Source organism: Rhodopirellula sp. UBA1907, assembly GCF_002337565.1.
Taxonomy (GTDB): Bacteria; Planctomycetota; Planctomycetia; order Pirellulales; family Pirellulaceae; genus Rhodopirellula; species Rhodopirellula europaea.
Window position 1 is genome coordinate 34,799 of record NZ_DDGH01000092.1, and the last position, 6,096, is coordinate 40,894.

Genomic DNA, 6,096 nt, shown 5'->3' on the forward strand with positions numbered 1-6,096 from the left:
TCGCGATGGATTGTGGCTTCCGCGAATTTCAGCGGAGCGTCCCGTCTGGTCCATCTGGCTCGGTTACCTGGTCGCGTTGTCCAGCATCAATCTGCTTTGGATCAGCGGCAACCTGGATCATTCCGGAGTGATGGTGATGGCCTGTGTGATGAGCGGGTTTGCCTTCATCGCAATCGCGGGTCACATGTGGGGCGGCAGCGCGCTTCTCGGGATGGGATTCATCGGAATGGCGTTCGCTTCGGTTGCGATTCCGGTGGCCGCGCCGTTGTTTTTGGGCGGTTGGTGGATGGTCACCATGCTGGTGTTTTCCAAACGCTATCGCCGGATGGAATAACGCGACTATCAACGGCATTAGAGAGTTCCAATCCCACTCGAATTCAACGTGGGATCGCTGAACTCAGGGACCGTCGCCGACCTGAATCGCGGAAGGCGCAGTGGCGTGTGAGACCGTCAACACGCGAACTTCATCGTCAAAGATCTGATGAACGACGCGGTACGAATTGACTTGGATCTCGGACACATCCTCCCGGCCAAACTCGGGAACGATGGAACCAGCGTCAGGGTATTCGAGCAGACGTTCGGTCTGTTCAACGATACGTTCGAAGATCAAGTCAGCAAACTTGTCGCTGTCCCGTCCGATGTAGTCTCGAATTGCCAACAGATCTGATACGGCGTAGTCAGTCCAACTAACTTGCATTGCGGGTCTGTTTCCATTGTTCGCGAACGGTGTCGGTTCCGACCAGTCGAGATGACTCCGCAGTAGCCAGACCGGATTCGATTTTTTGTCGGATGTACAGCCGATAGAGGACCTCATCCCAGCTTGCGCCATCGGGCAGACTGTCAATGGTGTCGCGAGCCGCAAACTTTGCGGAGGTGTTCAGTGTTTCGTTCATTGGAGTCTCCTTTGCCCCCCCATCCTAGCGGTTCCGCTCGGTTTGTGTATGCCCCAACTCGGGATTTCCCTCAAAAGAACTGCATTTCTCGCAAGAGGCAAATTGAAGGATGCGCCGTTTTGCGCATTATTTGCGTGTTTTGCAAGGGTTTTCCTGATCAGGAAAGCGTTAGGCACTTGGGAAAAATTTTCCTCAAAAACTGGGTGGAAGACGAAGCGCGATCCGATCGGTCGAGCAACCTGGTCGCCGTCTGCTTCCGTGCGGTTTGTCCGTTGGGATCCATCGGGACGCCGAGTGCAAATCTGAGTCACATCCCTTCCCGGCCGAGCGGAGGATGATAGGGGGACGTAGTTCCCGCGGTTGATCCGCTGCAAGGCCGTCCCGCCGCATTGTTGTCATGCCAGAAATCAAAGTGATTGTTCAATCCGTTAGTCTCAGCCGCCCATGAGCCATGTGACATCGGAAGACACAAAGTGCAGCGTAGACGCCCCAGACGGCGCCCAGCGTTTGACAGATCAAGACCAGCGACGAGTTGGATAGGAATGTTCTGGCAATCTCAGACCATTCGTATCCAGTGAAGGATCTTGCAAGTCTCAATGGGAAGATCAAGCACAAATATGACGTCCATGGGATGTGTTTGAACGACGAACGATTGATTCGATACCCAATGATCGAAAGGACGATCGATAGACCGGCGACGGTTGGCGAATCGATCGTACGAGCAACCAAGAGTGGCCACGCGAAGGTGTATAGCCCCAAACCGCATACGACGACTCGAGTGCGTGATGCCAACTGCTCGGGGATGAGTGTGACGCCACGCTTAGTGAAGTCCAATTCCGAGTGACGCGGAGTTTGGTATTGATCGCGTGATTGTTCGTTCATCGTTGATTATCGGAGCCGATGGTGACGTGCGAGTCTCGGTTATGGCAACCGTGACGACTTACATCGCCAAACGAATTGCTGATTCCCACGCCAGACCTACTGGTTTTGTTGCAACTGTTTGCCTAGGAACGAGATCATTTGATCTGCGGTTTTCTTGTGGTAGTCGCCAAGGTTGTGTTTTGTGTTCTCGACGATCACGACCTGGTGCGGAATGTCGTGGGCCCGAAACGTTTCTGCCAACAAGGCAAAGGCGTCGGGGCGATCGCCGTCTCCGTTGATCAACAACGCGGCGTATCCATTTGCGCGAAGCGTTTCGGCGTTCTTCTTCGCGGCTGGAAGTAGAGGGCTTTCTGCAGCATTGCCTCGGAACGCCAACGCGCCGCCCCAGCTGCCGGCGGCACAAAACAAATCAGGATGCAGCAGCGATAGTCGAACGGAACCGGCTCCGCCCATTGAGAACCCAGCAACGACTCGCGATTTGGCGTCCGCTCGCGTGGGATAGGTCGAGTCGATCAATGGGATCAACTCGTCGACGATCATCGATTCCACTTCTCCTCGATAGCCGCTCATTCCGCCGTTGGGACAAACGCAAATCGCGGGCGGCATTGTTTTGTTTCGTATGCCTTTGGCGAGTAGCGATGCGATTCCGGCAGCGTCTGATCGTTCGCTTCCGCCGGCACCGTGCAGGAAATAGACAACCGGATAGCGAGTGTCGGCATCGGCAGAAAATCCAGGCGGCGTCCAAACGACGTAGCCCACGTCATGCCCCAACGCATCGCTTTTGAGAACTTTGTGTTCCAAACCGGCGAAGTCTGGAATGTCGGAGTTGACCCACGTGATCGGCTTCCGGGTACGCTGAGCGAAAGCGGGAGCAGCGATGACAGACATGCAGGCAAGAAAGAACAAAATGGGCACGACAATGTGCTGCAACAACGATTTCATCGGGCTTTGCCTTTCAAGCAAAATGACTATTGGGTTGCACGCAGAATAGCACACCCATCCTGCCCGAAACGGATCGAGAGCTTTGATGCGTGGCGGTTGCACCGTCTTATCAACGCTGCAATTTGTCTCGTGTCGCCTCGATCACCTGCATCGGGATCGTGTGTCCGTCATTGAACGCGATCCAATTCATGTTGGCTTGCCGACGATCCAAAGCATTGCGAAGTAGTTGCGAGTCTAAAAACGGCAACACTTGATCCAATCGCCCATGGGCCAGCAGAACATCCGGCCTGATTTTTTCAGGCAGTTCGGTTTCGAATTCCAGCCAAGCGGGTGAATAAAGGAAAAGATCGTCGACGGGCAATTCGGGATCTGTCGCGAGAAGGCTTGCCAGGGTGGCTCCTTGCGAGAAACCGCCAACGGCGATCTTCGCGTTTTGGTTGGAGTCGTGCAGTTCCTTTACCAAGGCGACAATTTGACTGGTCGCAGTCTTCCAGTGTTCTTCTTCCGTCGCCCATGCGTATCCGCCAGTTGGCAGGGCAATGGGGGCTTCTGGAAAGACTTGGCACTGTTGTTCCACACCGATGTATTGCCCAAGTGGAATCAGGTCTTGTTGCGAAGCACCATAGCCGTGGAGCAACACGACGATCTGCTTTGCATCCGCCAATGGTTGCCCGGCAAATTGAACGTTCAACCCGCCCCAAGGTGCCAGTTCTGTTTTGACTGGCGTGGGAGCCTGGTTGGTTGCAGGCGTTTGGGTTTGCATCGCCGAGTCCGTGCATCCCGCGATCAAGAGCACTGCGAGAACAATATATTTCATTGTCTAACCTGAGGAGACCGGTCGTATCGGGAGTTCGCCGAAGCGTCTAGCTCGATGATTGTACTTCGTTGCTGAACTCTTCAGCCAGAACTTGCAGGGGATTCTTTTCGTTTGCGATTGTTGCTTCGGAATGCTCGCCGACGATCTTTTTGACTCGTTGAACCTGCAACCAATTTCGACAAGCACATGCGGCAACGCCGACGGCCAATACGATGATGAATGGCAACGAATGAATGCCAACGCGATTCCAGGCCGACAGAGCCGCCCCGGCCCCGCCGAGCGCCAACGTTGCTGAGTACTTGTTGAACCGATCGATCATTTGATCGGCAACCAATTGGTCGTCGCCCTGATGGATCGCTTGGTGTTCGTCGTAGTCGAGCGAAAACGAAAGACGCAAAGCATCGCCGAGCGAGATCTGCTGCTCCCTTTGGTCCAGACGGCTTTGTTCGAAGCGATGGAATGCATCGCTTAGCAAGTTGGATCTACGGGCTCGCCGAAAAGTCCAAAACCCAAGCACGGCGGCAGTTATCGTCCACGGGAGATAGACGCTCGAAAAGGCGATGCCTCGGATCGCGAAAGCGAAGCAGGTCGCGGTGAGCAGACCGAGCGCGATCGTGAATCTCCGTCGCTTCCGAAGCAAACTTTGAACGAGCATGCCGATGCCCGGTTTGTGCAGAATCTGATGTTGCTCATAGGAGAGCGGAAACTCTTTGAGCAGTCGAACCAAATCCGCTCGTAATTCGTCCGCGACCTTTGTCGATTCGTCGTTCGGCGAATCGGAGGAAATTGGGGAATCCATCAGTTGCCTTTCGCAGCCTGTTCTTGCATCCAACGGATGTTGGATTCCACGGTCTGCAAGTGTTCCGGTGTGCCGCGGCGGCGAAGCGTGTCAAGATACACTTTCATGTCGCTCTCGTACTGGGCTTCTGGCTCAGGCGTTCGGCCTTGATCATTGGTTTCTTCCATCCATTGGTTCAACTTGCCACGCATTTGAACCAGCATCGATTGATGATCGGGATCGTTGGCCAGGTTGTGTAGTTCGTGTGGATCACTGACTAGGTCGTACAGTTCTTCCTTTGGCCGTTTGTCTTGAAAAAGAAGTGATTGGTTCTCGTCAAGTGAGCCAGCTTCATGGCATTCGCGAAGAGCGATCAGGATCGCCTTGGCGTCCTTGTACGCGCATGGTTGCAAGTACGGTCGATTGGGCAAGAAGTTGCGGATGTATTTGAATCGATCCGTTCGAACCGAACGAATGTGGTCGACGGTTTCGTCACATCGATCGCGAGCGGCGAACACCCCGTCACGCGGTTGATAGTCCGCTGCAAGGATGTTGCGGGATTGCATCGATTCGGGAATCGCAATGCCTGCTGCGGCCAATGACAAGGCGGCGATGTCAATGTGTTCGACCAAATCGTCTCGCACGTTACTAGGCTTGATGCCTGGACCATTGATTACCAACGGGACGTGCAAGCCTTCGTCGTACAGAAATTGCTTTCCTCGTCCATGACTGATGCCATGATCAGTCATGAACAAAATCAGGGTGTTGTCCCGGACGCCTTGTTCTTCGAGCGTTGCGACGACTTCGCCAACCATCGCATCGGTCATGCGGACCGAATCCAGGTAAGCGGCCCAGTCGCGAAGGATGTCGGGGTGATTGGGGTAGTACGGTGGCAAAACAACCGAATCGATCGGCGTGGACTGTCCGAAACGGGAACGTGCGGACTCGGCAACCTTGTTCCAACCTTTCGTGTCTTTGCCGCGCAGTTTGCCACCTTGCGTTTGGATTTGTGCGAAAAATGGCTGGCCGGGTTTTCGATCGCTCCAATCGGCCGAATGGTAAATCGACTTGTCCCATTCGAAGTTGTAGTCTGTTTTGCCGAGTCGTCCGTTAATCGGCCAACCGGTGATCGATGTGTGATATCCAGCGTCTTGGAACAGCTTTGGCACCATCGTCACGTTGGCAGGCAGATAAATCTTTTCGGTGCCCCGTCCGCTGCGATGGTGATGTGCCCCGATGGTCGTTTGGTACATGCCGGTGATGAAGGCGGAACGACACGTCGAGCAAACGGGCGCGGTCACGTAGGCATGATTGAACTGCACTCCGCCTTTGGCCAACGCGTCGACATTGGGAGTCTCGATCGCGGTTTCGCCGTAGCACGAAAAGTTGGCGGACATGTCGTCTGGGATGATCCAGACAATATTGGGCCGATCGTCGGCTGAGACGTGATGGAGCCAACAGGTTGCAAGTGCAGTAAGCAACGCCAGTGGTAGCGAATGAGCGAGTTTCATGCGGTGGGGCTTGGGTGGGATGCGGAACGTCGGGGTGTTAATGACATCTGTCGGATGCGATTCAAAAGATAACCAGTTTCAATCTGTGGCGTTGGTTTGCATCTTCACACCGGATTGCACAACTACCGAATCGCTCAGCTATACTCCGGCGATGTATTTTCGCGAGTGCGATTGTCTTGGCAACCAGTTCTGCTGACCACGCCTAGCGGGCTGTTGATTTAATGAGCCGCACCGCGTTAGCGGCGGTTAGTTAGACGCCAACCGGGGCTAACG

At 54.5% G+C, this 6,096-nt stretch carries 7 protein-coding genes and 1 pseudogene; 1 reads left to right on the top strand and 7 read right to left on the bottom strand.

Annotated features, from left to right (window positions below):
• Positions 1-334, top strand: a pseudogene (locus B2R17_RS21055) (serine/threonine protein kinase); the annotation flags it as partial.
• A gap of 63 nt (positions 335-397) precedes the next feature.
• Here B2R17_RS21055 and B2R17_RS21060 read toward each other — a convergent pair.
• From B2R17_RS21060 to B2R17_RS21090, 7 genes are all read right to left on the bottom strand, one after another.
• Positions 398-697 (bottom strand): type II toxin-antitoxin system RelE/ParE family toxin, encoded by a 300-nt coding sequence (locus B2R17_RS21060; RefSeq protein WP_008671494.1) that lies wholly within the window; start codon positions 695-697, stop codon positions 398-400.
• Positions 687-893, bottom strand: a complete 207-nt coding sequence (locus B2R17_RS21065; protein ID WP_008671492.1) for a hypothetical protein — start codon at positions 891-893, stop codon at positions 687-689. Before B2R17_RS21065 ends, B2R17_RS21060 begins: the two co-directional genes overlap by 11 nt.
• A gap of 420 nt (positions 894-1,313) precedes the next feature.
• Positions 1,314-1,775: a hypothetical protein gene (locus B2R17_RS21070; RefSeq protein WP_286765530.1), complete on the bottom strand. Its 462-nt coding sequence runs from the start codon at positions 1,773-1,775 to the stop codon at positions 1,314-1,316.
• Positions 1,776-1,871: 96 nt separating this feature from the next.
• Positions 1,872-2,717 (bottom strand): alpha/beta hydrolase, encoded by an 846-nt coding sequence (locus B2R17_RS21075; protein ID WP_286765531.1) that lies wholly within the window; start codon positions 2,715-2,717, stop codon positions 1,872-1,874.
• A gap of 109 nt (positions 2,718-2,826) precedes the next feature.
• Entirely contained in the window at positions 2,827-3,534 is a 708-nt protein-coding gene (locus B2R17_RS21080; protein ID WP_286765532.1) for an alpha/beta hydrolase, read from the bottom strand.
• Positions 3,535-3,580: 46 nt separating this feature from the next.
• The gene (locus B2R17_RS21085; protein ID WP_286765533.1) at positions 3,581-4,333 is read right to left on the bottom strand and encodes a hypothetical protein; all 753 of its coding nucleotides are present in this window, start codon (positions 4,331-4,333) and stop codon (positions 3,581-3,583) included.
• Positions 4,333-5,823, bottom strand: a complete 1,491-nt coding sequence (locus B2R17_RS21090; RefSeq protein ID WP_286765534.1) for a sulfatase family protein — start codon at positions 5,821-5,823, stop codon at positions 4,333-4,335. Before B2R17_RS21090 ends, B2R17_RS21085 begins: the two co-directional genes overlap by 1 nt.
• Positions 5,824-6,096 lie beyond the last annotated feature (273 nt).